Origin of the sequence: Serratia myotis (assembly GCF_027474885.1) — a bacterium.
Taxonomy (GTDB): domain Bacteria; phylum Pseudomonadota; class Gammaproteobacteria; order Enterobacterales; family Enterobacteriaceae; genus Serratia; species Serratia proteamaculans.
This window is the reverse complement of record NZ_CP099707.1, coordinates 224,899-248,073: the sequence shown is the minus strand read 5'-3', so window position 1 is coordinate 248,073 and position 23,175 is coordinate 224,899. Positions and strand designations below refer to the sequence as shown.

The 23,175-nt window shown below is 56.2% G+C and carries 20 protein-coding genes; 8 read left to right on the top strand and 12 right to left on the bottom strand.

Annotation, left to right across the window (positions count from 1 at the left end; translation table 11 throughout):
- Window positions 1-508 precede the first annotated feature (508 nt).
- Window positions 509-1,345 carry a dienelactone hydrolase family protein gene (locus NHG65_RS01100; RefSeq protein WP_099065480.1) on the top strand — a complete coding sequence of 279 codons (837 nt, stop codon included), beginning with the start codon at window positions 509-511 and terminating at the stop codon, window positions 1,343-1,345.
- A gap of 36 nt (window positions 1,346-1,381) precedes the next feature.
- On the opposite strand, the gene fsa is transcribed toward NHG65_RS01100, so the two are convergent.
- Window positions 1,382-2,047 (bottom strand): fructose-6-phosphate aldolase, encoded by a 666-nt coding sequence (gene fsa, locus NHG65_RS01095; protein ID WP_099065481.1) that lies wholly within the window; start codon window positions 2,045-2,047, stop codon window positions 1,382-1,384.
- A 49-nt stretch (window positions 2,048-2,096) separates the two neighbouring features.
- Window positions 2,097-4,598 carry a phosphoenolpyruvate--protein phosphotransferase gene (gene ptsP, locus NHG65_RS01090; RefSeq protein ID WP_219015126.1) on the bottom strand — a complete coding sequence of 834 codons (2,502 nt, stop codon included), beginning with the start codon at window positions 4,596-4,598 and terminating at the stop codon, window positions 2,097-2,099.
- Window positions 4,599-4,959: 361 nt separating this feature from the next.
- Between ptsP and NHG65_RS01085 the strand changes: the two genes are divergently transcribed.
- The 5 genes from NHG65_RS01085 to NHG65_RS01065 all read left to right on the top strand — a co-directional run bounded on the left by NHG65_RS01085 (window position 4,960) and on the right by NHG65_RS01065 (window position 9,972).
- The gene (locus tag NHG65_RS01085) at window positions 4,960-6,039 is read left to right on the top strand and encodes a PTS fructose transporter subunit EIIC (RefSeq protein ID WP_499182853.1); all 1,080 of its coding nucleotides are present in this window, start codon (window positions 4,960-4,962) and stop codon (window positions 6,037-6,039) included.
- A gap of 18 nt (window positions 6,040-6,057) precedes the next feature.
- Entirely contained in the window at window positions 6,058-6,378 is a 321-nt protein-coding gene (locus tag NHG65_RS01080; protein WP_085116528.1) for a PTS fructose-like transporter subunit IIB, read from the top strand.
- 61 nt (window positions 6,379-6,439) lie between these two features.
- Window positions 6,440-8,737 carry a formate C-acetyltransferase gene (locus NHG65_RS01075; protein WP_499182852.1) on the top strand — a complete coding sequence of 766 codons (2,298 nt, stop codon included), beginning with the start codon at window positions 6,440-6,442 and terminating at the stop codon, window positions 8,735-8,737.
- Window positions 8,703-9,599, top strand: coding sequence for a [formate-C-acetyltransferase]-activating enzyme (locus tag NHG65_RS01070; protein WP_219015123.1), 897 nt, complete (start codon window positions 8,703-8,705; stop codon window positions 9,597-9,599). Before NHG65_RS01075 ends, NHG65_RS01070 begins: the two co-directional genes overlap by 35 nt.
- A gap of 28 nt (window positions 9,600-9,627) precedes the next feature.
- Window positions 9,628-9,972: a PTS fructose-like transporter subunit IIB gene (locus tag NHG65_RS01065; RefSeq protein WP_413478221.1), complete on the top strand. Its 345-nt coding sequence runs from the start codon at window positions 9,628-9,630 to the stop codon at window positions 9,970-9,972.
- 5 nt (window positions 9,973-9,977) lie between these two features.
- On the opposite strand, the gene NHG65_RS01060 is transcribed toward NHG65_RS01065, so the two are convergent.
- On the bottom strand, window positions 9,978-10,835 hold the full coding sequence (locus tag NHG65_RS01060; protein WP_219015122.1) for an AraC family transcriptional regulator: 858 nt from the start codon (window positions 10,833-10,835) through the stop codon (window positions 9,978-9,980).
- Between the two features lie 166 nt (window positions 10,836-11,001).
- A complete protein-coding gene (gene metE / locus NHG65_RS01055) occupies window positions 11,002-13,278 on the bottom strand; it encodes a 5-methyltetrahydropteroyltriglutamate--homocysteine S-methyltransferase (RefSeq protein ID WP_261428181.1) in 2,277 nt (758 codons plus the stop codon).
- Between the two features lie 105 nt (window positions 13,279-13,383).
- Between metE and metR the strand changes: the two genes are divergently transcribed.
- Entirely contained in the window at window positions 13,384-14,334 is a 951-nt protein-coding gene (metR, locus tag NHG65_RS01050; protein ID WP_207978535.1) for an HTH-type transcriptional regulator MetR, read from the top strand.
- A gap of 33 nt (window positions 14,335-14,367) precedes the next feature.
- On the opposite strand, the gene NHG65_RS01045 is transcribed toward metR, so the two are convergent.
- Complete coding sequence (locus NHG65_RS01045; protein ID WP_085116521.1) at window positions 14,368-15,231, bottom strand: carboxylate/amino acid/amine transporter; 864 nt, start codon at window positions 15,229-15,231, stop codon at window positions 14,368-14,370.
- Between the two features lie 151 nt (window positions 15,232-15,382).
- On the opposite strand from NHG65_RS01045, the gene NHG65_RS01040 reads away from it, so the two are divergent.
- Complete coding sequence (locus NHG65_RS01040; protein ID WP_129936298.1) at window positions 15,383-15,712, top strand: hypothetical protein; 330 nt, start codon at window positions 15,383-15,385, stop codon at window positions 15,710-15,712.
- Window positions 15,713-15,771: 59 nt separating this feature from the next.
- Here the strand turns inward: NHG65_RS01040 and ugpQ are convergent, their stop codons facing one another.
- The 7 genes from ugpQ to livF all read right to left on the bottom strand — a co-directional run bounded on the left by ugpQ (window position 15,772) and on the right by livF (window position 23,173).
- Window positions 15,772-16,518 carry a glycerophosphodiester phosphodiesterase gene (ugpQ, locus tag NHG65_RS01035; protein WP_112349332.1) on the bottom strand — a complete coding sequence of 249 codons (747 nt, stop codon included), beginning with the start codon at window positions 16,516-16,518 and terminating at the stop codon, window positions 15,772-15,774.
- The gene (locus NHG65_RS01030; RefSeq protein WP_499182851.1) at window positions 16,515-17,591 is read right to left on the bottom strand and encodes a sn-glycerol-3-phosphate import ATP-binding protein UgpC; all 1,077 of its coding nucleotides are present in this window, start codon (window positions 17,589-17,591) and stop codon (window positions 16,515-16,517) included. The genes ugpQ and NHG65_RS01030 overlap by 4 nt, the downstream gene beginning before the upstream one ends.
- A 16-nt stretch (window positions 17,592-17,607) precedes the next feature.
- Entirely contained in the window at window positions 17,608-18,453 is an 846-nt protein-coding gene (gene ugpE, locus NHG65_RS01025) for a sn-glycerol-3-phosphate ABC transporter permease UgpE (RefSeq protein WP_499182850.1), read from the bottom strand.
- Window positions 18,450-19,337, bottom strand: a complete 888-nt coding sequence (gene ugpA / locus NHG65_RS01020; protein ID WP_099065493.1) for a sn-glycerol-3-phosphate ABC transporter permease UgpA — start codon at window positions 19,335-19,337, stop codon at window positions 18,450-18,452. Before ugpA ends, ugpE begins: the two co-directional genes overlap by 4 nt.
- Window positions 19,338-19,450: 113 nt before the next feature.
- Window positions 19,451-20,770 carry a sn-glycerol-3-phosphate ABC transporter substrate-binding protein UgpB gene (ugpB, locus tag NHG65_RS01015; RefSeq protein ID WP_099065494.1) on the bottom strand — a complete coding sequence of 440 codons (1,320 nt, stop codon included), beginning with the start codon at window positions 20,768-20,770 and terminating at the stop codon, window positions 19,451-19,453.
- A 315-nt stretch (window positions 20,771-21,085) separates the two neighbouring features.
- Entirely contained in the window at window positions 21,086-22,273 is a 1,188-nt protein-coding gene (locus NHG65_RS01010) for an aminotransferase-like domain-containing protein (protein WP_499182849.1), read from the bottom strand.
- Between the two features lie 198 nt (window positions 22,274-22,471).
- Window positions 22,472-23,173, bottom strand: a complete 702-nt coding sequence (gene livF / locus NHG65_RS01005; protein WP_085116513.1) for a high-affinity branched-chain amino acid ABC transporter ATP-binding protein LivF — start codon at window positions 23,171-23,173, stop codon at window positions 22,472-22,474.
- Between the last annotated feature and the right edge of the window lie 2 nt (window positions 23,174-23,175).

Genomic DNA, 23,175 nt, shown 5'->3' with positions numbered 1-23,175 from the left:
ACGAGACTCCTCATAGATCATGTTTATTGGGAGGAACAAAAAAGTACTCTACTGAAAATTGTCACTCATTTTCGTGACAATCATCACTATGAATAAAGAAACAGACTGCAATCTACATAACTTTTGTGATTTAAGTCACAAAAACAAAGTGAGCAGTCGATATGAACGTCTCAGATGCCCCTAGTCTAGTCGACAAAATGCATCGCCATTTTTCACTCTGTTTCCTGAGCTCAGGGCTGATTACCTGATGAAACTATTTACCAGATGACAGAAAATAACCTTATTTTATCGGTGACTTAGCCACAATAAAGGGAGCTAACACACCTTATGGTGCTAATGCGGGTCAACAGGCGTAATAGCATGATAAAAAGACAACAAAAATGCGCTAAAGCCAGATAATTATTCGTTTTTTACAGACTTGACTGAAAATGCTCCACCCGGTGCCAATAACCGCTAATCTTTCCTATAGTTAATCTCAGCGCTTTTCTCGATTGCATGGAGCCCCGCAATGAAAACCGATCAAGTGATGACATTAAAACAGGCCCAGGGGGGATTCACCCCGGCCGTTACACCCTTGGCTGCTTCGACCATTCTCACCGATGAACAAGGCATTCATGCCGGGGAAACCACCATTCCTTCACAGGGTGACAATCTGCCAGCCTATATCGCCAAACCTGCAGATCACAGCGGCCCCTTCCCGGTGGTGCTGGTGGTACAGGAGATTTTCGGTGTTCACGAACATATTCAGGATATCTGTCGCCGCCTGGCGAAACAGGGTTATCTGGCGATCGCGCCGGAGCTGTATTTCCGCCAGGGGGATGCCAAAGATTACACCGACATCAGCGAGCTGTTCCAAAAGCTGGTGCTCAAGGTGCCAGATCGTCAGGTGCTGGCGGATCTGGATCATGCCGCTCATTGGGCGATGCGCCACGGCGGCGATGCCGGCAAGTTGGCGATTACCGGTTTTTGCTGGGGCGGGCGCATTACCTGGCTGTATGCCGCGCATAACCCACAGCTGAAAGCCGCTGTTGCCTGGTACGGCAAACTGGTGGGTGAGAAAACGCTGAATTCGCCAAAACATCCGATCGATGTCGCTACGCAACTTTCTGCGCCGGTGCTGGGATTATATGGCGGGCAGGATACCAGTATCCCGCTGGATTCGGTGGACAGCATGCGTCAGGCGATCCGCGCGGCCAATGCCGAAGCCGAGATCGTGGTCTATCCCGAAGCCGGCCACGCCTTCTATGCTGATTATCGACCAAGCTATGATGCGGAAGCGTCAACAGACGGTTGGCAACGCATGCTGGCATGGTTCGCCCAACATGGCGTGCCGGGCGTTAAATAAGGGTCAGGGGCAAACATTGCCCCGTCCCTTTTACCATTAACCTAAGGTCAATCCCCCGAACGCGGCGCGCCAGTCGCACTCAAATTTATCCACGGCGGCCTGTACCGCCGGCGTACAAATAAACTGCTCCGCCACATCTACCGGTAGCGTAATGGCTTCACAACCTGCCAGCAGGCATTCCAGCGCCTGACGAGGTGTTTTGAAGCTGGCGGCCAATACTTTGGCCTGTGGCGCATGCAGCGTCAGCAATTGTTGCAGCTCTTGCACGGTAACCATACCGTTGCCGCCCTGGGCATCCAGTCGATTAACATAAGGTGCCACATACTCCGCCCCAGCCAGAGCAGAAAGCAACCCTTGCGCCGCGCCATACACCGCCGTACCTAACGTCGGGATACCCATGCCATGCAGCGTCTTGATCGCCGCCAACCCCTCAGCCGTCACCGGCACCTTCACCACCAGGCCAGGAACCCGCTGGTTAAGCATTACCGCTTCCGCCACCATCTGATCTGCCGTAGCGGCCAGTACCTGAGCGAACAATTTGCCTTCCCCACCCAATGCATCACGCAATGCCGGCAACACTTCCCATAATGAGGTATGTGACGCAGCCACTATGCTCGGGTTAGTCGTCACCCCCTGCAGCGGTAACACTCGCGCCAAACGCTTTACTGCACTGATATCCGCAGTATCCAGATAGAGTTCCATAATTGTCCCTCGAAGCTAAAATGAAGGGCGCCGCAGCGCCCTGAATGGATCACAGTTCCAGTTCTTGTTTCAGCAATGCTTCCACCTGTTGGGCCGTCACGGCTTTCACCAGCGCATCGCGGAAGCCTTCATGCATAATGCGTCGTGCCAGTTTGGAGAAAATGCGCATATGTTGATCACCCGCGGCATGCTTGTTGAGTGTCAGCATGATGATGAACTGCGCCTCTTCATCACCCCAGACGACCGGCTGCGCAAGCTTGGCCACGCTAATAGTGGACTGCTCAATGTGTTCGGATTTGGTATGTGGAATGGCAAAACCAAAACCCAGACCGGTGGAAAAGACAGCCTCACGGGCCCACAAATCGGCAGCCAACTTGCGGGGATAACGACAGCGCCCAGCCAGGAGCAAGTTATCCGCCATACCTTTGATCACTTCTTCTTTACTGCACCAGTCAGCCCCTAGCGCAATACAATCTGGCGTAATCAACGGTGCATCGCTTTGCTCCATACGGAATTGCGCGAGCAGATGTTCCACTTCCAATGAAGTACGGCAAGCCATCGCCCGGTTCAGCAGCAGACGGCATTCACGACTGTCCAATTTGGCCAAGCGGCTTTTAGTGGCGGCAATCGCAGGCGCACTCATGCTGATCTCGTCCAACCCCATGCCTACCAGCAACGGCAGCACCGAGCCCTTGGCCCCCAGTTCACCGCACAACCCTATCCATTTGCCGTGGCGATGCACCTCGCGCACCGCACTGTCCAGGCTGCGTAAGAAGGCCGGGTTCAGACTGTTGTAGTGTTTGATGACTTTGGCGTTATCGCGATCCACCGCCAGCAGGTATTGCGTCAGGTCGTTGCTGCCGATGCTGAAGAAATCAATCTCCTCGCAGCACTGATCGATGATAAACAGCACCGAGGGGACTTCCAGCATGATGCCGAGGGGGATTTTTTCATCAAAAGGGATTTGAGCAGCGCGCAGTGATTGCTTCACTTCCGCCAGTTGGTCTTTCACCCACAGGATCTCTTCCATCGAAGAGATCATTGGAATCATGATCTTCAACGGGCCATGTGCTGAAGCCCGCAGAATCGAGCGCAGTTGGGTATGGAAAAGGGGCAAAAACTCCTGATAGATACGTACCGCCCGGTAGCCGAGAAATGGATTGTTCTCCATTGGGATATTCAGGTAATCCACCGGTTTGTCACCGCCAATATCCATGGTGCGCACGATAATCGCCTTGCCACCGGCCGCCTCTATCGCCTGGCAATAAATGTTATACAGCTCATCTTCCGCAGGTGCGGTCAGGCGATCCATATACAGCATTTCAGTACGGAACAGGCCCACCGCTTCGGCACCATTGCCAAATGCGGCCTGCGCTTCCACCGCATGGGCGATATTAGCCGCCACTTCCATACGGATACCGTCTGCCGTGCGCCCCGGCTGATCAAGATAAGCACTTTGCTGCTGGCGGATTTGCGCGCTCAGCCATTGCTCCTGTTGATAATAGCGGTGAACCGATTCTCTGAGATCGCAGACCACCAGCCCGAGATCGCCATCGATCTGCACCGATTGATTCAGGTAGGGCTGCAATGCCGCGGCATCTACCCCCACCAATGTCGGAATATTAAATGAACGAGCCAGGATCACCGTATGCGAGGTACTGCCGCCACTGCCCAGCAGCAAGCCTTTCAGATAGCGCTTATCCAACTCGAGAAACTGGCTCGGCGTCAGTTCATCGGTGATGCAAATGCTGTCGACATTCAGTGCCTGCTGCGCCGGGAAGCAGCGCTCGCCATAAATATGCTGCAAAAGCTGAAAACTGACATCACGAATATCCAGTTCACGTTCACGCAGATAAGCACTGGCAGACTGCGCCAACTGCCGACTAAAGTGAGCGGCGGCGCTCACAATCGCTGCCGCACAACTTTCCCCACACAACACGGCTTCAAGCAGGTGCTGGCGGAATGCGCCGTCACGTAATAACGAACGGTGCGCTTCCAGCACCGCCGTCGTGGTGCCGCTGCCTGCCATCAGTTGCAGATCCAGCGCCTTACCGAAACGCGCCAGGCCGTCCGCCAGTTGATTTTGTTCCTGTTCAACGCTTTTGGCCGTTGGTAAATCCAGCGAGTTCAAATCGACCCGCGCCAGGTGCACCAGTTTACCGCCGGCAGTGCCCTGGTTGACCGGGCGTGCTCGCAGCAGCCAGGGATTGAGATTGGCCAGAGAGGCCGGGATGGGCTCCTGCTCGGCAGAATCATCCACCTGTGGCAATGCTTCGTCACAGTGTGGGAATTCATGTTCAATGAACTGGCTCAGGCGTTCGGACGCCGCCTGCTCATCTTCCCCTTCAATCGTTACCCGACATTCATCCCCCAACAGGATGTCAGCGCCGATCAGCGACAGCACGCTTTTGCCATCACCGCTGATACCGCGGCGCGGGTTATACCATTCAAAGCGGGAATGAAAACCGTTACAGAGTTTTTCGATATGACTCGCTGGGCGAGCATGAACGCCATTAGGCAGCACGCAGGTAAACGTCACAATTTTAGCCATCACTCTTTCCTCATGCCTTGGCAGCAGTGAACAACACCAATTTGTCACAAGGATAAAAGCCCAACGCGGGTGGCGGCTATCGGACAAAAATGCCAAACACTGGACAAATGTATGATGACGGCATAAATGAGAAGCCGCTCACAAAGCCTTTCTATCAAGGCCGCTTTATCGGGACCCACACTTTGAGGTTGATCGCACTTTTACTCGGACATTACAAAAATCCAGTAAATGGCAATTTTATCCACTGTTTGTTGCTCGGGCAGATGCCTATTGTGATAGCCAACAACCTTTCTCCATCAGGGGTTATTACCCCGATGGTTTTGTCCCCAGAAGCACGCTGGTTGCGGCCAGGGAGTGAGCAATGAAAGATTTGATCGGCATACTTAAAAATACGCGTCAGCATTTAATGACCGGCGTCTCCCATATGATCCCGTTTGTCGTCGCAGGCGGCATTCTGCTTGCCGTCTCGGTGATGTTATACGGCAAAGGTGCCGTACCCGATGCCGCCACCGATCCTAATCTGAAAAGACTGTTCGACATCGGGGTGGCGGGGCTGACGCTGATGGTGCCCTTCCTGGCAGCCTATATTGGCTACTCGATTTCCGATCGTTCCGCATTAGCGCCTTCCGCCATTGGTGCCTGGGTGGGTGCCTCTTTCGGTGCCGGCTTCTTTGGTGCCATCATCGCCGGTTTGCTGGGCGGCATTATCGTGTTCTACCTGAAAAAGATCCCAGTGCCGAAGATCCTGCGCTCGGTGATGCCGATCTTCGTGATCCCGATTATTGGCACCCTGCTCACCGCAGGCATCATGATGTGGGGGTTGGGGGAACCGGTCGGTGCGCTGACTAATGGCCTGACTCATTGGCTGCAAGGCATGCAGCAGGGCAGCATCATCGTACTGGCGATTATCCTGGGGTTGATGCTGGCATTTGATATGGGCGGCCCGGTCAACAAGGTGGCCTATGCCTTTATGCTGATTTGCGTGGCACAAGACGTTTACTCGGTGGTTGCCATAGCGGCCGTTGCCATCGCCACCCCGCCGCTCGGTCTGGGGTTCGCCACGCTGATTGGCCGTAAATACTACAGTGCAGAAGAACGCGAAGCCGGTAAAGCCGCCTTGTTGATGGGCTGCGTCGGCGTGACCGAAGGCGCTATCCCCTTTGCCGCCGCCGACCCACTACGGGTTATCCCTTCCATCATGATCGGTTCCGCCTGTGCCGCCGTTACCGCCGCATTGACCGGAGCGCAGTGCTATGCCGGCTGGGGTGGCCTGATTGTGCTGCCGGTGGTTGAAGGCAAGCTGGGCTTCGTCGCGGCCTTGCTGGTAGGCATGGTGGTCACCGCCCTGCTGGTTAACCTGCTGAAGCGCTTTGCCGCCAGGAAACAGGCCGCCAATACACCGCAGGAAACCAGCCTGGATCTGGATTTCGAAATTAACTGAATAAAAAAGGAGCTGATTATGACGACAATTATCGCAGTTACCGCTTGTCCTTCCGGTGTTGCCCACACCTATATGGCTGCCGAAGCCCTCGAACGTTCAGCCAAAGCCAAAGGCTGGCAGTGCAAGGTGGAAACCCAGGGCTCTATTGGCCTGGAGAACGAACTCAGCACCGAAGACGTGGCAGCCGCCGATGTGGTGATCCTGACCAAAGATATCGGCATCAAATTTGAAGAGCGTTTCAAGGGGAAGACCGTGGTGCGCGTAGCCATCAGCGACGCGGTAAAACGCGCCGACGCCATCATGGACAAAATTGCAGCCCATCTGGCGCAACTGGCCTGAACGTATGCCCGGCCCCATGCCGGGCGCTACCGCCCGCAGACCCTCACAGAAGGAAAACGTGATGACCTCCCGAATCGAACGCCTGAAAACTGCGTTGTTCTCCGCCCCACGTGAAATATCGCTGGAACGTGCGCAGCTTTACACTAACAGTCACCGGCAAACTGAAGGGGAACCGACCCTCATCCGCCGTGCCAAAGCCACCGCGTATATTCTGGATCACGTTGAGATTTCGCTGCGGGCAGACGAGTTAATCGCCGGTAACCGCACGGTGAAACCACGTGCGGGGATCGTATCGCCAGAAATGGACCCCTACTGGCTGCTGGAAGAGCTGGATGCCTTTCCAACTCGTCCACAAGATCGCTTCGCCATTTCTGATGCCGACAAACAGCTTTACCGTGAACAGCTTTATCCCTACTGGGCAACGCGCTCGATGAAAGACTTCATCAACAGCCAAATGCCGGAAGAGGTGAAAACGGCTACGCAAACCCAGATTTTCAGCATCAATCAGACCGACAAGGGCCAGGGGCATATCATTATCGATTATCCCCGCCTGCTGAACCATGGACTGGATAGCTTATTAGCCGAACTGCAACAGCATGTAGTGCAGCAACCGGACAACCCGTTCTACGCCGCCGCGCTGCTGTTGTTACAAGCCTCACAACGCCATATCCTGCGCTATGCCACACTGGCAAGAGGTATGGCGGCCGAGTGCAGCGACGGAACCCGCAGCGCCGAATTGCTGCGTATTGCCAGGGTTTCTGCCCAGATCGCACACCACAAACCACAAGATTTCTATCAGGCTTGCCAGCTATTTTGGTACATGAATATTATTTTGCAGTACGAGTCCAACGCCAGCTCGTTATCACTGGGCCGCTTCGATCAGTACATGCTGCCGTTTTACCAGGCCTCCCTCAATCAGGGAGAAGATCCGGCCTTCCTGCGGGAGTTACTGGAAAGCCTGTGGGTGAAATGCAACGACATCGTCCTGCTGCGATCCACCTCCAGCGCCCGTTATTTCGCCGGCTTCCCTACCGGTTACACCATTTTGTTGGGCGGCCTGACGGAAACCGGCCGCAGCGCGGTAAACCTGCTGTCGTTCCTGTGCCTGGACGCCTATCAGACTATCCGCTTGCCCCAGCCGAACCTGGGCGTACGGGTTAATGAATTTATCGACCGACCGTTCCTGCTGAAAACCGCCGAAACTATTCGTCTTGGTACCGGCATTCCGCAAATATTCAACGATGAAGTGGTCGTGCCGGCATTTCTTAACCGTGGGGTGTCGCTGGAAGATGCGCGTGACTATGCGGTCGTCGGCTGTGTTGAACTGTCGATCCCCGGACGGACCTACGGCCTGCACGATATCGCCATGTTCAACCTGCTGAAGGTAATGGAACTGACGCTGTTGGACAATGAAGGCAATAGCAGCCTTACCTATCCACTGTTATTGGAACAGATCCGTGAGAAGATCCGCCACTACGTTCGGCTCATGGCGCAAGGCAGCAATATTTGTGATATCGGCCACCGCGACTGGGCACCGGTTCCGCTGCAGTCTTCGTTTATCGAAGACTGCCTGAAAAACGGCAAAGACATTACCGACGGCGGAGCACGCTATAACTTCTCCGGCGTACAAGGTATCGGCATCGCTAACCTGAGCGACTCGCTATTTGCCCTGAAAGGATTGGTATTTGAACAGCAGCGTCTGAGTTTTGACGACCTGCTGGCGACGTTAAAAGCCAACTTTGCCACGACAGAGGGGGAAAAAATTCGGGCCAGACTGATTAACCATTTCGATAAGTATGGCAATGATATCGACGAAGTTGACCTGATCAGTGCCGATTTGCTGCGTTTTTACTGCAAAGAAGTGGAGAAATATCGCAACCCGCGCGGCGGCCAATTTACACCAGGTTCCTATACCGTATCCGCCCATGTCCCCTTGGGTGCCGTGGTGGGGGCAACGCCGGACGGACGCTACGCCGGAGAACAACTGGCGGACGGAGGGCTTTCACCGATGCTCGGCCAGGATGCTCAAGGGCCGACGGCAGTGCTGAAATCGGTAAGCAAACTGGATAACTATTTGCTTTCGAACGGCACGTTGCTGAACGTGAAGTTCACACCCGCTACGCTGGAGGGTCAGCAAGGGCTGAACAAACTGGCGGATTTCCTCGGGGCCTTCACCAAGCTCAAATTGCAGCATGTTCAGTTCAATGTGGTGAATGCCGAAACACTGCGGGAAGCGCAAGCCCGGCCGCAGGATTTCGCCGGATTGGTGGTGCGGGTCGCCGGCTATAGCGCATTCTTCGTAGAGCTGTCGAAGGAGATCCAGGATGACATCATCCGCCGTACAGCGCATCAACTGTAACCTTATTGCGCCCGGGTTTGACCGGGCCACTACCGCCGCCCCCCTGGGCCGTATTTTCAACATTCAGCGGTTTTCGCTGAATGATGGACAGGGCATACGTACCCTGGTGTTTTTTAAAGGTTGCCCCCATACCTGCCCATGGTGCGCCAATCCGGAATCGATGTCGGGCAAGTTCCACCTGGTGCGGCGTAAAGCCAAATGCCTGCACTGCCAACCTTGCCTGAATGATGCACAAGAGTGCCCAAGCGGGGCGATGGAGCTTATCGGTCAGAGCATGACGCTGGATGCCCTGCTGCTGCAAATTTTAAAAGATGAGGTGTTCTACCGCAGTTCCGGCGGCGGCGTCACGCTTTCCGGCGGCGAGGTACTGATGCAGGCCGAGTTTGCCGGCCAACTGTTACAGCGCTTGCAGGCATTGGGCATCAATACTGCGATAGAAACTGCCGGGGATGCGCCGTTAGCCAGCGTGCTGGCCCTGGCGGAACATTGCGATCAAGTGTTGTTCGACTTGAAAATCATGAACACCAATGCTGCAAAACGCCTGTTGAACATAAATCAGCCGCGGGTATTGGCAAACTTTACCATGCTGGCACAGCGCGGCATTAAGCTGCTCCCTCGCCTGCCGTTGATCCCCGGCTACACCCTGGACCGGGAGAATATGGCTCAGGTACTGGCATTCCTGGCACCTTTTGGGCTGTCGGAGATCCACCTGCTGCCTTTTCATCAATATGGCGAGGCCAAATATGAACTGCTGGGGCGTGAATATACACTGCGCAATGTTGCTCCCCCGTCAGAGCAGGAGATCGCGCCGTTGCAGGCCATGGCGCAACAGGCAGGGTTCCGGGTAACGATGGGTGGATGACTGGCGATAACAGAGGAAGGGGTATCTTATGGCGATAAAACTGGTGGCCGTGACGGCTTGCGTCAGCGGGGTTGCCCATACCTATATGGCTGCCGAAAGGTTGGAAAAACTCTGTGCTCAGGAAAAGTGGCCGCTGAAAGTCGAAACTCAGGGCGCGCTGGGGATTGAAAATGCGCTGACGGTAAATGACCTGTCTGAGGCCGACGTAGTGCTGTTAATCAGCGATATCCTGCTGGCGGAAAGTGAACGCTTTGAGCACCACCGCTGCGTGCAGATCGGCATCAACACTTTTTTACATACCCCGGAAAAGGCGCTAAGTGCGGTACGTAAAGCCGCCGCATCACCGCAGCAAACGCATATCCGGGTGGTTTAATCCGCCTAGTCCCGCGCTTTCAGTTCGCTATGGTATTGCCCACGATATTCCGAGGGAGAGCGCTCGGTATTTTTGCGAAACAGGCGGCAGAAATAGTTACTGTCGACAAATCCGCAGGCATGCGCCACCTCTTTTACCTTCATGTCATAGCGTTTAAGCAAATGCTTCGCCTGCTCCAGCCGCACGTGATTTAAATACTCGTTAAACCCAACCCCACCGGTTTTTTGAAACAGGTGAGAGAGGTAGTTTGACGAGATATAAAATGCCTGGGCTACCGACTCACGGGTTAGAGGTTCGCGATAATGCTCTTCCAGATGGCAGCGCACTGCGTCGAACAAAGCCTGGCTGCGGGAAGCGGTTTTCACTGAGCTGCCGAACAGATCGAGCGCATGGCTCAACAATCCCTTGGTCAGAAAACGTGCGGTAGCTTGATCGCTTTGACGCCAGGCCAGTTCGTTGAGCGCCTGCAACATAAATGACCCCACACGAGGGCCACGACGCGCCACGTTATCTTTCCCCAACGGCCGCGTATTTTCCCCATCCCAGCCCACCAGGCTGTACCCCAGTTGCTGTTTGCCAAACAACAGGCTGAGCGTGGTTACGGGCCGTTGCCAACGCGGGCTGTTCCACCCTTGCGCCGGAACAAACAGCACATCTCCCGGCAGCAGCAATTGTTGCTGGATACCCTGACCGCCCTCCCAAGCCATCTCCTGTTCACCTTCGATCACCATTTCAAGACGCGGAAAATCCACCTGATAAGCCAGTTCGGGTGCCGGTTGCTGATTACCGGCGAAATACACCTGCCGAATACCCTGCACATCATTAAGCAGTGGTGCCAGCAAGGTTGCAAGCGGGTGTTTCATCGAAGCAATCCTTCAAATCGGGGGTAAAGCGATAGCCGATCATAACCAAAAGCGACAACGAAAACGCGGGGGAAGAACAACAAATGACATCAGCAGCAAACGCCAACAAACTCGACATAAAAAAGGGCGCCGAAGCGCCCAGAATCAGCTCACCAAAATAGGATTATCAGGCCTGCTGTTCGCGCAGACGCTGTGCAGCCAACACCATGTTGGCCAGCGACTGACGGGTTTCCGGCCAGCCACGGGTTTTCAGGCCGCAGTCCGGGTTGACCCACAGGCGTTCTGCCGGGATGTTTTGCGCAGCCTTACGCAGCAACGCTTCGATCCATTCTACGCTTGGCACGTTTGGCGAGTGGATGTCATACACGCCCGGGCCAATTTCGTTTGGATATTCAAACTCTTTAAAGGCCTCTAACAGATCCATATCGGAACGTGAAGTTTCAATGGTGATAACGTCGGCATCCAGCGCGGCAATCGAATCCATGATGTCGTTGAACTCGCAGTAACACATGTGGGTGTGGATCTGTGTGTCGTCTTGCGCCACGGCGGCATTCAGTTTGAACGCATCCACCGCCCAGTTCAGGTAAGCAGCCCAATCGGATTGACGCAGCGGCAGGCCTTCACGCAGTGCCGGTTCGTCAATCTGGATGATGCCGATGCCAGCTTTTTCCAGATCTTGCACTTCATCACGCAGTGCCAGGGCGATCTGTTTGGCAATCACTTCACGGGTCACGTCTTCACGCGGGAACGACCAGCAAAGAATGGTCACCGGGCCAGTCAACATGCCTTTTACCGGTTTGTCGGTCAGTGACTGAGCATACTTCGCCCACTCAACGGTGATGGCTTCCGGGCGGCTGATATCGCCGATGATCACCGGTGGTTTTACACAGCGAGAACCGTAGCTCTGTACCCAGCCGTTTTGGGTGAAGACAAAGCCGTCGAGGTTCTCGCCGAAGTATTCCACCATGTCGTTGCGCTCGGCTTCGCCGTGCACCAATACGTCCAGACCCAAACGCTCTTGTTCTGTGATCGCCTGTTTGATGTGCTCGCTAATGCTGGTGCGGTAGTTATTGCCGTCCAAACGCCCCTGTTTGAAGTCCAGACGCAGGCCACGGATTTCGGTGGTCTGTGGGAATGAACCGATAGTGGTGGTCGGCCAGGCCGGCAGGTTAAAACGCTCACGCTGTGCCTGAGCACGCTCGACGTAAGGACGCTGACGTTCGCTGTCCTGGGCAGTAATTGCCGCCAGGCGTTGACCAACCTGCGCATTATGCACGCGGCTGGACTGACGACGGGCACGGATTGGCGCGCTGTAGACGTCCAGTTCAGCCTGTTTTGCTGCGCCCGGGGCATTCAACGCTGCGCTCAGCAACGCCACTTCGGCACATTTTTGCAGAGCGAAGGCGAACCAGCTTTTCACTTCTTCATCCAGGCGGGTTTCCACGCTCAGATCGATTGGGCTGTGCAGCAGTGAACAGGAAGTCCCGATCCACAGCGGGCGGCTGCCCACTAATGGCTGCAAACGCTCAAACCAGCTGCTCAGATCGGCGCGCCAGACGTTGCGTCCGTTGATCACACCCAGTGACAGCAGCCACTCTTTCGGCAGCGCTTTATTCAATACCTCGATATCGTCGTGGCCGCCAACCAGGTCGACGTGCAGCCCCTGCACCGGCAGCTCACGGAGGGTGTCAAGATTGTGGCCAACGCTGTCGAAGTAGGTAGTCAGCAGCAGTTTTACCTGGCCTTGCAGTGCGTTATAAGCCGGTTTGAAGGCGTTCAGCCACTCCTGCGGCAATTCCAGCACCAGCGCAGGCTCGTCGATCTGCACCCATTCAACGCCACGTTTCGCCAGTTCGGCCAGTACCTGCTGGTAAACCGGCAGGATATCGTTCAGCAGCGACAGGCGGTCAAACGACTCACCCTTCACTTTGCCCAGCCACAGATAAGTGACCGGCCCCAGCAGTACAGGCTTGATTTTGTGACCCAGCGCCAGCGCTTCGTCAACTTCGTCCAGCAATTGGGTCCAGCCCAGTTTGAACTGCTGGCCCTTATGGAATTCAGGCACCATGTAGTGGTAGTTGGTGTTAAACCATTTGGTCATTTCCGCCGCTGCCGCCGGTTCGCCGGTCGGTGCACGACCACGGCCCAGACGGAACAACGTGTCCAGATCGATCGAACCGTCCGCATTCTGATGACGCGCCGGCACGTTGCCCAGCAACAGGCTGGTGGTCAACACATGGTCATACCAGGCGAAATCGCCGACTGGCACTAAATCCACTCCGGCCTGCTGTTGCTGTTGCCAATGACGAGCGCGCAGCTCGCGGCCAACCGCCAGTAGTTCTTCCTGCGTTGAGTTACCTGCCCAGTAGCTTTCCTGAGCTTTTTTCAGCTCACGTCGTAGCCCAACGCGTGGAAAACCGAGTGTGTGATTTAAAATTGCCATCGTCATATTCCCCATTTAGCCGTCCAGATGTTTACACATCCATAATCCGCAGGTACTGTATTAACCACAAGCGCAATTTATTCACTGTCACTGTGAAGGACTCTCATGATCGAACTGAAACACTTACGGACGCTGCAGGCTCTGCGCAATACCGGCTCGCTGGCGGCCGCGGCAGCCCAACTCCATCAGACGCAGTCTGCTCTGTCGCATCAGTTCAGCGATCTGGAGCAGCGTCTGGGCTTTAAGCTGTTCGTTCGCAAAAGCCAACCGCTGCGCTTTACCGCGCAGGGAGAGATCCTGTTACAGCTGGCGGAGCAGGTGCTGCCACAAATCCAGCAGGCACTGCAGACTTGCCACGAGCCGCATCAAGCCACGTTGCGCATCGCCATTGAATGCCACAGTTGTATTCAGTGGCTGACACCGGCGCTGGATAACTTCCGCCAGAGTTGGCCGCAGGTGGTGATGGACTTCAAGTCCGGCGTCACCTTTGACCCGCAGCCGGCATTGCAGCAGGGCGAGCTGGATGTGGTGCTGACCTCCGACATTCTGCCGCGCAGCGGTCTGCACTATTCACCGATGTTTGATTTTGAAGTGCGGTTGGTGCTGGCGCCGGACCACCCGTTGGCCAGCAAGCTGCACATTGAGCCTGAAGATTTAATCGATGAAACGCTGATGATTTATCCGGTACAGCGCCAGCGGTTGGATATTTGGCGTCATTTCCTGCAACCGGCGGGCATCAGCCCGGCGCTGAAAAACGTCGATAATACCCTGCTGCTGATCCAGATGGTGTCGGCGCGGATGGGGATTGCGGCATTACCGCATTGGGTGGTGGAAAGTTTTGAACGCCAGGGGCTGGTGGTGACCAAAACCCTGGGGGATGGCCTGTGGAGTCGTCTGTATGCGGCGGTACGTGATGGTGAGCAGCGCCAGGCGGTAACCGAAGCCTTTATCCGTTCGGCGCGCCAGCACGCCTGCAATCATCTGCCCTTCGTGCGTGATGCCGACCGCCCAAGCGCCGGTGTTGCCAGCGTCAAACCGCTGGCTTCACAATCCTGATAATCAGGGCTGCCTGCGCTTGGGCGGCCCGGTTTATTTACTGATTATCTTGGGTGCCACCCAACGACGATGCACCCACAGCGAAGCGACAATCACCGCCCCACCGATAATAAAACTTGGCCAGTGCGGTTGTTGCTGCCAGATGGCCAGATTCACCAACAGCCCGGCGGGCACATGCATGTTATTCATGATGCCAAGCGTGCCGGCATCCACCTGCGTTGCACCGTAGTTCCACATGAAATACCCCAGCCCGGAAGCCACCACGCCCAGCCATACCAGAATGCCCCATTGCAGGTTGGTGGTCGGCAACTGCTGAGGATTGCCCCACAGGCACCAGGCCACCACCGCCACCACTAACGCGCCCAGGTAGAACCAGGAGAACGCGGTGTGTTGCGGCAACGGGTGCACTTCCATCAGGCGCTTGTAACCGACCATGCCGATGGCAAAGCTGATGTTTGCCGCCTGCACCAGCAGTAATCCCCACCAGAAATGCTCGCTAAGCTGATGGTAACGGATGATCGCCGCCCCCAGCACTGCCAGCAGCGCACTGAATACGTAGCTCCAGCGCAGACGCTGGCCGCTGATCAAATCATAAATCAGCGTGACGTACAGCGGTGTCAGCACGGTAAACAGCAGGAATTCCGGTACCGTCAGGTACATGTAGGCACGGAAGCTGAACAGATACATGATGCCGAGCTGACAGGCCCCCACCAGCATGTACATCAGGATCACTTTCGGTTTGATATTGCGCCAGCGCAGGAACGGCAGGAACACCAATGCCGCCAGGCCGATACGCATCAGCACCGAGAACCAGCTGTCGACCTGACCCGCCAGATATTCGCCAATCAGGCTGAAAGAGAACGCCCACAGAATGGTAGTAATCACCAGAAGTAGCACGATGGGTTCACCCTAAAAATTCACAAAGGGCGATTGTAACGGAAGGCAGGAAAGGTCGTGACGAAAAGGCAGTTTACATCTGTGCAAAATACAAACTGTCGGCAAAATTTCACCGGTGGGTTAGTCTTAATAGAAAACGGAGGTAAAGATCATGAAGCGTTATCACCTGCTCTACGGCCTGTTGCTGCTGTCCGGGTTGGCCACCGCAGCCAACGGCGTCACCGAGCTCAGCTCGCAACAGCAGTTTCTCAACCAACGCAATCAGCAAGCGCAGCAACAGCGCATGCTGAATAACCAGCAGTTGGATCAGCGCCGCCTGCAACAACAGCGGCAGTTCGACAACAATCAGCAGCAACTGCAGCCAAATTCGCCGAACGGCGGGCAACTGCTGCCAAATGGTAACCAACCACGTAACCCGTTCAACCGCACCACGCCTTCGGTGCCGCAGGCTCCGTTGCCGGCTACGCCGATGCGCCCATGAGGATGATCGTAGCCGCTGTCAGCAGGGTAGAGCGGACAGCGGCAAATTTTTAACCCAGGTTAACCATTCGGAAAATCGGGGCCAATCAAATCTATCCGGTCAGTACAAATACAATCAACGCCCCAGTTCAACAACAGGCGCGCACGCGCCGGTTGGTTAACGGTATAAACCAGAATACGTAATCCCGCCGCTTTCAGCGCCGCCACCCGCTCTTCCGTCAGCTCTTTGTGGTTGATGTGCAACGATACGCAGCCCAGACGTTCGGTCAGCGCCGGCCAGTTGTCATCCCACTGATCCAGCAGCAGGCCACGTGGCAGCTCCGGCACCGTGCGCTGTGCCGCCTCAAGTGCCTCAACCGAGAATGATGAAAGCAGCGGATCGGTTTGTCCCTGCCACAGCAGACGCGCCGCCAACGCCACCACCCGGCCGGTTTCGTCATCGCTGCCGGTGGTGGGTTTGATTTCAATGTTCGCCATCATGCCGTGCTGCAGGCAGCGTTCCGCCACCTCGGCCAGCAGCGGTAAACGTTCGCCCTTGTAGGCGGAGTTATACCAGTTGCCGGCATCCAGTTGCACCAGCTTGTCCCACGGCAACTCACCCGCCACGCCCCAGCCGTTGCTGGTGCGATCCAGGGTATCGTCATGCAGCAGAAAAATTTGCCCGTCCTGCGCCAGTTTGGCGTCGAACTCAATCATTTTGTGGCCGTGACGCGCGCCAACGTCGATCGCCGCCAGAGTATTTTCCGGCGCCAGGGAACCGCCGCCACGGTGGGCGACAATGTGTGGGTAAGGCCAGGCTGTGGTCATTGTTCCATCCGTAATCCGCTATCGGTATCAAAAAAGTGCAGTGCCTGTGCAGGCAGCTGTAAATATAGCGTGCTGCCCGCCGCCGGCATAGTTTCATGCGACAGCCGCGCAATCACGCCGTGACCGCCCCACTGCCCGTGCGCCAGATTATCTGCGCCCAACAGCTCCAATGTTTGCAGCACCAGCGGTACACCGCCCTGTTGCTCGGTAGTCAGTTGAATATGCTCCGGACGGATACCGAGCGTCAACGGGCGGCCGCCCCACTGCGCTTTCGCCTGCGGCAAATTCAGCGTCATGCCGTCCGCCAGCAACAATTGGCTGCCGTCGGCACTCAGGGAGCCAGGCAACAGATTCATCGCCGGTGAGCCAATAAAGCTGGCGACAAACAGCGATGCCGGGCGCTGGTAGACCTCGCTTGGGGTACCAATCTGCTCCGCCACGCCCTTGTTCATCACGATCACCCGCTGTGCCAGCGTCATCGCCTCCACCTGATCGTGCGTGACGTACAGGCTGGTGGTTTTCAGTCGACGGTGCAGTTGCTGTAATTCCAGACGCATCTGCACACGCAGCTTGGCATCCAGGTTCGACAAGGGTTCATCAAACAGGAACACCGCCGGTTCACGCACGATAGCGCGCCCCATTGCCACCCGCTGGCGCTGCCCGCCGGAAAGCTCACGCGGCTTACGCTGCAACAGCGGTTCCAGTTCTAAAATGCGCGCCGCTTCTTCAACCCGCTGTTGGATATGCTGTTTACCAAAGCCGCGAATTTTCAGGCCATAGGCCATGTTGTCATACACGCTCATGTGCGGATACAGCGCATAGTTCTGGAACACCATCGCGATGCCGCGATCTTTCGGCTCCATATCAGTCACGCGTTGGCCATCGATATAAATATCGCCACTGGTGGTCCGTTCCAGCCCGGCGACCATGCGCAGCAGCGTCGATTTGCCACAGCCGGACGGGCCGACCATCACGATAAACTCACCGTCCGCCACGTCGAGATCGATCTGCTTAATCACCGGCGTTTTACCGTCGTAAGATTTGGTGACTGCCTGTAGTTTTAAACCTGCCATGTGAAAATTTCTCTCGTTACTTTTCGCTGTCGACGAGACCGCGTACAAACCAGCGCTGCATCAGAAGAACCACCGCCAGCGGTGGGATTAAAGTCAGAATCATCGCTGCCATTACCTGATTCCACTGGGTCGGCGCGCCGGAGGTGGAGATCATGCTTTTGATCCCCGCCACCGCGGTGCCCATTGAGGCGTCGCTGGTGAGCAGGATCGGCCACAGGTACTGGTTCCAGCCGTAGATAAAGGTGATGACAAACAGCGCCGCCAGGTTGGTTTTCGACAGCGGCAGCACGATGTCCCAGAAGAAGCGCATCGGCCCCGCGCCATCAATACGCGCGGCTTCCAGCAGTTCGTCCGGTAAGGTCATAAAGAACTGACGCAGCAGGAAGGTGGCGGTGGCAGAAGCCATCAGCGGCAGCGTCAAGCCGGTGTAACTGTCCAGCAGGTTGAGGTTGGAGATCACCTCCACCGTCGGGAAGATACGCACTTCCACCGGCAGCATCAGGGTGAGGAAAATCAGCCAGAAAAACAGGCTGCGCAGCGGGAAACGGAAGTAAACGATGGCGTAGGCCGACAGCACCGACACCAGGATTTTGCCAAAGGTGATCGCCAGCGCCATGATCACACTGTTGAGCAGCAGCAGCGAAAACGGCACCTTGAGGTTGCCCACGCCACCCTGCCAGATATTGCTGATGTTTTCCCACAGGTGGCCGCCCGGGATCAGGGTCATCGGCACCTGGAACACCTGTTTGTCGTCCAGCGTGGCGGCGACAAAGGCCACGTACAGCGGGAACAGCACCACCAGCACGCCGATAATCAGCATTACGTGGCTGAAGATATCCAGCCCGCGTCGGTTCTCAATCATTGGTAGCGCACCTTACGTTCGACAAAACGGAACTGGATCACCGTCAGGCCAATCACCAACAGCATCAGGATCACCGACTGCGCTGCGGAGCTGGACAAGTCCAGACCGGCAAAGCCTTCGCGGTAGATCTTGTAGATCAGCGTGGTCGTGGACTGTACCGGCCCGCCGCCGGTCGCGGCATCGATCACCGGGAAGGTATCGAAGAAGGCGTACACCAGATTCACCACCAGCAGGAAGAAGCTCACCGGCGTGATCAACGGCAACACCAGATTGAAGAAACGCCGTACTGGCCCGGCACCGTCGATGGCCGCCGCTTCCACCAGCGAGCGCGGAATGGACTGTAATGCCGCCAGGAAAAACAGGAAGTTATAGCTGATTTGCTGCCATACCGAAGCCAGCACCACCAGGAACATCGCCTGCCCGCTGTTCTGCGCGTGGTTCCAGTTGTAGCCCAAGCCGCTGAGGAAATGGGTAATCAACCCCAGACCAGGGTTAAACAGGAAAATCCACAGCACCGCCGCTACCGCAGGGGCCACCGCATAAGGCAGGATCATCAGCGTCTGGTAAATTCGGCTGCCGCGCAGCACGTAGTCCACCAGCGCGGCGAAAAACAGGGACACCACCAACCCAATCCCCGCCACCAGGAAGCTGAAGATCAGCGTGGTGTAAAACGAATCGAGGTAGTAAGGGTCCTGGAACAGCTGGGTAAAGTTATCCAGCCCGACAAACTGGCTGGACAGGCCAAACGGATCTAGGCTCTGCACCGAATACCACAGTGCCTCGCCGGCGGGCCACAGGAAGAAGATTGCGGTGATCAACAGTTGCGGCAGCACCAATACGTAGGGCAGCCAGCTACAGCCGAAACCGGGACGGGAAGATGACATAGGGGTTAACCGTTAATGTGGGGAGAGGGCTGACTGAGCCCCTCTCCCCGGCCCTCTCCCAGGGGAGAGGGGGTGGATCGGTGTCGTTCGCCGGAACGGAGTCCCGGTTGACGCTACTTGGTCTGGGACTCGAAGCGACGCAGCAATACGTCACCGCGCTGCACGGCAGCGTCCAGTGCCTGCTGTGGCGTTTTCTTGCCGGTCCACACACCTTCCAGCTCTTCATCCACCACAGTACGGATCTGCGGCATATTGCCCAGGCGCAGGCCTTTGGTGAACGCTAACGGCGGCTTGTTCAGCATCTGACGTGTCGCCACATCGGCGCCCGGGTTCTTGTCGTAGAAGCCCTGTTGCTTGGTCAGATCGTAAGCGGCGGTGGTGATCGGCAGATAGCCGGTCTTCTGGTGCCATTCGGCGGCAATTTCCGGCTGCGCCAGATACTGCAGGAACTCGGCGACACCCTTGTAGGTGGCGGCATCTTTGCCATTCATCACCCACAGGCTGGCACCCCCGATGATGGCGTTCTGCGGCGCATTCTTGGCGTCGGCGTCATACGGCATCATGCCCACGCCGTAGTTGAATTTGGCGTAGTGTTTGATATCCGCCAGTGAGCCGGATGATGCGGTAGTAATGGCGCAGTCACCGCTGTAGAACTTCTCGGTGGATTCATCTTTACGGCCGAAATAGGTGAAGTCACCCTTCTTGTTCATCTCTTCCAGCAGTTGGATATGCTTGACCTGCAACGGCTTGTTGAACTCCAGCTTGGCGCTGGTGCCGCCAAAGCCGTTGTTTTCCGTGGCGAATGGCACCCCGTGCCAGGCGCTGAAGTTCTCGAGCTGGATCCAACCCTGCCAACCGCTGGCGTAACCGCACTTCATGCCGGCTTCACGCAGTTTGGCGGTATCCGCCGCCAGTTCCTGCCAGGTTTTTGGCGGCTGGTCCGGGTTCAAACCGGCTTTTTTAAACGCGTCCTTGTTGTAATACAGCACCGGGGTGGAGCTGTTGAACGGCTGGGACAACAGATGCCCGCTCTTGTTGTCGGTGTAGTAACCGGACACCGTCGGCACGAATACCGACTCGTCAAAGTTGATACCGGCGTCTTTAAACACCTCATACACCGGCTTGATCGCCTTGCTGGCCATCATGGTTGCCGTACCCACCTCGTACACCTGCAGGATCGCCGGTGCTTTACCGGAGCGATAGGCCGCAATGCCCGCCGCCAGGCTCTGTTCGTAGTTACCTTTATAAACCGGGACAATTTTGACGTCGGTGTGCGACTGGTTAAAGCGGTCCGCCAGGGAATCCACTTCTTTACCCAATTCACCTTCCATCGAATGCCAGAACGGGATCTCGGTCGCCGCCAGTGCCTGAGTGCTGACCGCCAGGGTCAACGCGACGCACAGCGTAGTTTTGCGAATAGCGTAGGTGAGCATGCCTAACTCCTGAAAAAAGCTGGTGTAATAAGCGCGTGAGCGAAAAGAATCAATTCTTGTTCGGAAGCGTTCCCCTATAGCTTTCAAGTCGCAGCCAGGCGTCAACCTGATGGATCCCTCGGAGCTTAGTTAACTAAGTGACAGGGAAGCATCAGGACAGGCAACAACGCTGCGGCTTGAAAGATGACGGGGATAACATGCCATGTTCGGATGACAGAAATATAACCGTCAGATGACAGCCATATGACGGGAGAGTGAAGTGCAGATTGCGGTTTGATGTCGGCGGCGGGGAAAAGTGCCCCGCCGCCGTGGGGATTACAGTGAACGACGCAGGCGGGCAACGGCTTCCTGCATCTGCTGTTCAGTGGCGGTAGCGAACGACAGGCGGAAGGTCGAGCGATCCGGGTTGTCAGAGAAGAAGTATTCCCCCGGCACGAAGACCACACCCTGCTGCAGAGTGGTTTTCAGCCATTCGGTGGCGTTAAACGGCTGACGGAAACGCGCCCACAGGAACATACCGCCCTTCGGCATATCAAAGCTGATGTGGTCGCCCAGCTCTTGCTCCACCAATCCGGCCAGGATCTCCCCTTTTTGCTTGTAGGCTGCGCGGATCTTTTCGATCTGCGTCGGCAGACGATCCAGCCCCAGGTAACATTCTACGATGCTCTGCGACAGCGCGCTGGCGTGCAGATCCGCCGCCTGCTTGATGATCGCCACTTTGTGCAGCAGGAACGGCGGCAGAATTGCCCAGCCCAGACGCAGGCCCGGCGCCAGGATCATGGAGAAGGTCGAGGTGTAGATAATGTTATCGGTATGGCCCAGCACCTGCTGCGAAATCTGGTGCAGCGTGGCGTGGCGCTCTTCGGTAAAGCGCAGCTCGCCGTACGGGTCATCTTCGATGATCAGGAAATTGTGCTCTGCGGCCAGCTTCACCAACAGCTCGCGACGGGCTGCACTCAGGGTGATACCGCTCGGGTTGCCAAAGTTCGGCACCACATACACGCCCTTGATACGCTGGGTTTTCAGCAGCTCGGCCAGCTCTTCGACCACCATGCCATCGCTGTCGGACGACACCGACATGATGTTGGCTTCCGCCAGCTCCAGCGTCTGTAACGCCGCCAGATAGGTCGGACGCTCCACCACAAACACGTCGCCCGGGTTGACGATGGCACGCATCACCAGATCCAGCGCCTGCTGAGATCCTGCTGTCACCATCACTTCTTCGGCGGTGGCAGAAACACCACGCTGGGCGCACAGCTCACAAATGCGCTCACGCAGCACCGGGCTGCCTTCGGTCAGACCATACTGGAAGGCGCTTTTCGGCTGCTCGGTGATCGCCTGATGGGTAGCGATGCTCAAACCTTCGAAATCAAACAGGGCATCAGAGGGGATGCCGCCCGCCAGCGAAATGACGTTTTCCATCTTACTGTGCTTGAGCAATTCACGGATTGCCGAGCTTTTTACTTTTACGATGCGCTGCGCGAGTAACCCTTCTGTGTTCATTTCTTCTTCTTCTCGTAATCGTTAAAAATGCAGGTGCAGCCTGAGTTACCTTTATCGGTAAATTCCCTCTAATACCCTATGGATTTCCAGTTACAGCCAGGCGACCAACTCGCTTATCCTCCAGGAGCTTACTTTAGTAAGTGACTGGGGTAAGCGAGTGCAGTTAACAACGCTGTAGCTTGAAAGACGACGGGTATTTCAGCCGCCCAGATATGCCGACCTAACTGCTTCGTTTGCTAACAATGCGGCTCCCGTATCTTCCAACACCACGCGGCCGTTTTCCAGTACATAACCACGATCTGCCAGTTTCAGCGCCTGATTGGCGTTTTGCTCCACCAGGAAGATGGTCATTCCCTCTTCGCGCAGTTGCTGAATGATGTCAAAAATCTGCTGAATAATGATCGGCGCCAGCCCCAGGGAGGGTTCGTCGAGCAACAGCAACTTTGGTTGGCTCATCAGCGCACGACCGATCGCCAACATCTGTTGCTCACCGCCGGACATGGTGCCGGAGCGCTGAGCACGGCGTTCCAGCAGGCGTGGGAACAGCTCGAACACCCGCTCGATGCGTTGCTGATACTGCTGACGGTCGGCAAAAAAACCGCCCATCGCCAGATTCTCTTCCACCGTCATGCGCGAGAACACCCGCCGCCCTTCCGGCACAATGGCCACCGCCTCACGCATGATACGTGAGGTCTGCCACTGGGTGATGTCCTGATCGAGGAAGGTGATGCTGCCTTCGCTGGCGCGAGGTTCCCCGCACAGCGTGCCGAGCAGCGTGGTTTTACCGGCGCCGTTAGCGCCGATCAGCGTGACTATCTCGCCCTGCTTAATGTTCAGGCTGACCTGATGCAGCGCCTGGATTTTGCCGTAATGGGCGGATACCTGATTAAATGACAACATAA

Excerpts from the sequence above, each read along its gene's own strand:
- NHG65_RS01100 (WP_099065480.1), top strand. The coding sequence starts at position 509 with ATGAAAACCGATCAAGTGATGACATTAAAACAGGCCCAGGGGGGATTC.
- fsa (WP_099065481.1), bottom strand. The coding sequence starts at position 2,047 with ATGGAACTCTATCTGGATACTGCGGATATCAGTGCAGTAAAGCGTTTG.
- ptsP (WP_219015126.1), bottom strand. The coding sequence starts at position 4,598 with ATGGCTAAAATTGTGACGTTTACCTGCGTGCTGCCTAATGGCGTTCAT.
- NHG65_RS01085 (WP_499182853.1), top strand. The coding sequence starts at position 4,960 with ATGAAAGATTTGATCGGCATACTTAAAAATACGCGTCAGCATTTAATG.
- NHG65_RS01080 (WP_085116528.1), top strand. The coding sequence starts at position 6,058 with ATGACGACAATTATCGCAGTTACCGCTTGTCCTTCCGGTGTTGCCCAC.
- NHG65_RS01075 (WP_499182852.1), top strand. The coding sequence starts at position 6,440 with ATGACCTCCCGAATCGAACGCCTGAAAACTGCGTTGTTCTCCGCCCCA.
- NHG65_RS01070 (WP_219015123.1), top strand. The coding sequence starts at position 8,703 with ATGACATCATCCGCCGTACAGCGCATCAACTGTAACCTTATTGCGCCC.
- NHG65_RS01065 (WP_413478221.1), top strand. The coding sequence starts at position 9,628 with ATGGCGATAAAACTGGTGGCCGTGACGGCTTGCGTCAGCGGGGTTGCC.
- NHG65_RS01060 (WP_219015122.1), bottom strand. The coding sequence starts at position 10,835 with ATGAAACACCCGCTTGCAACCTTGCTGGCACCACTGCTTAATGATGTG.
- metE (WP_261428181.1), bottom strand. The coding sequence starts at position 13,278 with ATGGCAATTTTAAATCACACACTCGGTTTTCCACGCGTTGGGCTACGA.
- metR (WP_207978535.1), top strand. The coding sequence starts at position 13,384 with ATGATCGAACTGAAACACTTACGGACGCTGCAGGCTCTGCGCAATACC.
- NHG65_RS01040 (WP_129936298.1), top strand. The coding sequence starts at position 15,383 with ATGAAGCGTTATCACCTGCTCTACGGCCTGTTGCTGCTGTCCGGGTTG.
- ugpQ (WP_112349332.1), bottom strand. The coding sequence starts at position 16,518 with ATGACCACAGCCTGGCCTTACCCACACATTGTCGCCCACCGTGGCGGC.
- NHG65_RS01030 (WP_499182851.1), bottom strand. The coding sequence starts at position 17,591 with ATGGCAGGTTTAAAACTACAGGCAGTCACCAAATCTTACGACGGTAAA.
- ugpE (WP_499182850.1), bottom strand. The coding sequence starts at position 18,453 with ATGATTGAGAACCGACGCGGGCTGGATATCTTCAGCCACGTAATGCTG.
- ugpA (WP_099065493.1), bottom strand. The coding sequence starts at position 19,337 with ATGTCATCTTCCCGTCCCGGTTTCGGCTGTAGCTGGCTGCCCTACGTA.
- ugpB (WP_099065494.1), bottom strand. The coding sequence starts at position 20,770 with ATGCTCACCTACGCTATTCGCAAAACTACGCTGTGCGTCGCGTTGACC.
- NHG65_RS01010 (WP_499182849.1), bottom strand. The coding sequence starts at position 22,273 with ATGAACACAGAAGGGTTACTCGCGCAGCGCATCGTAAAAGTAAAAAGC.
- livF (WP_085116513.1), bottom strand. The coding sequence starts at position 23,173 with ATGTTGTCATTTAATCAGGTATCCGCCCATTACGGCAAAATCCAGGCG.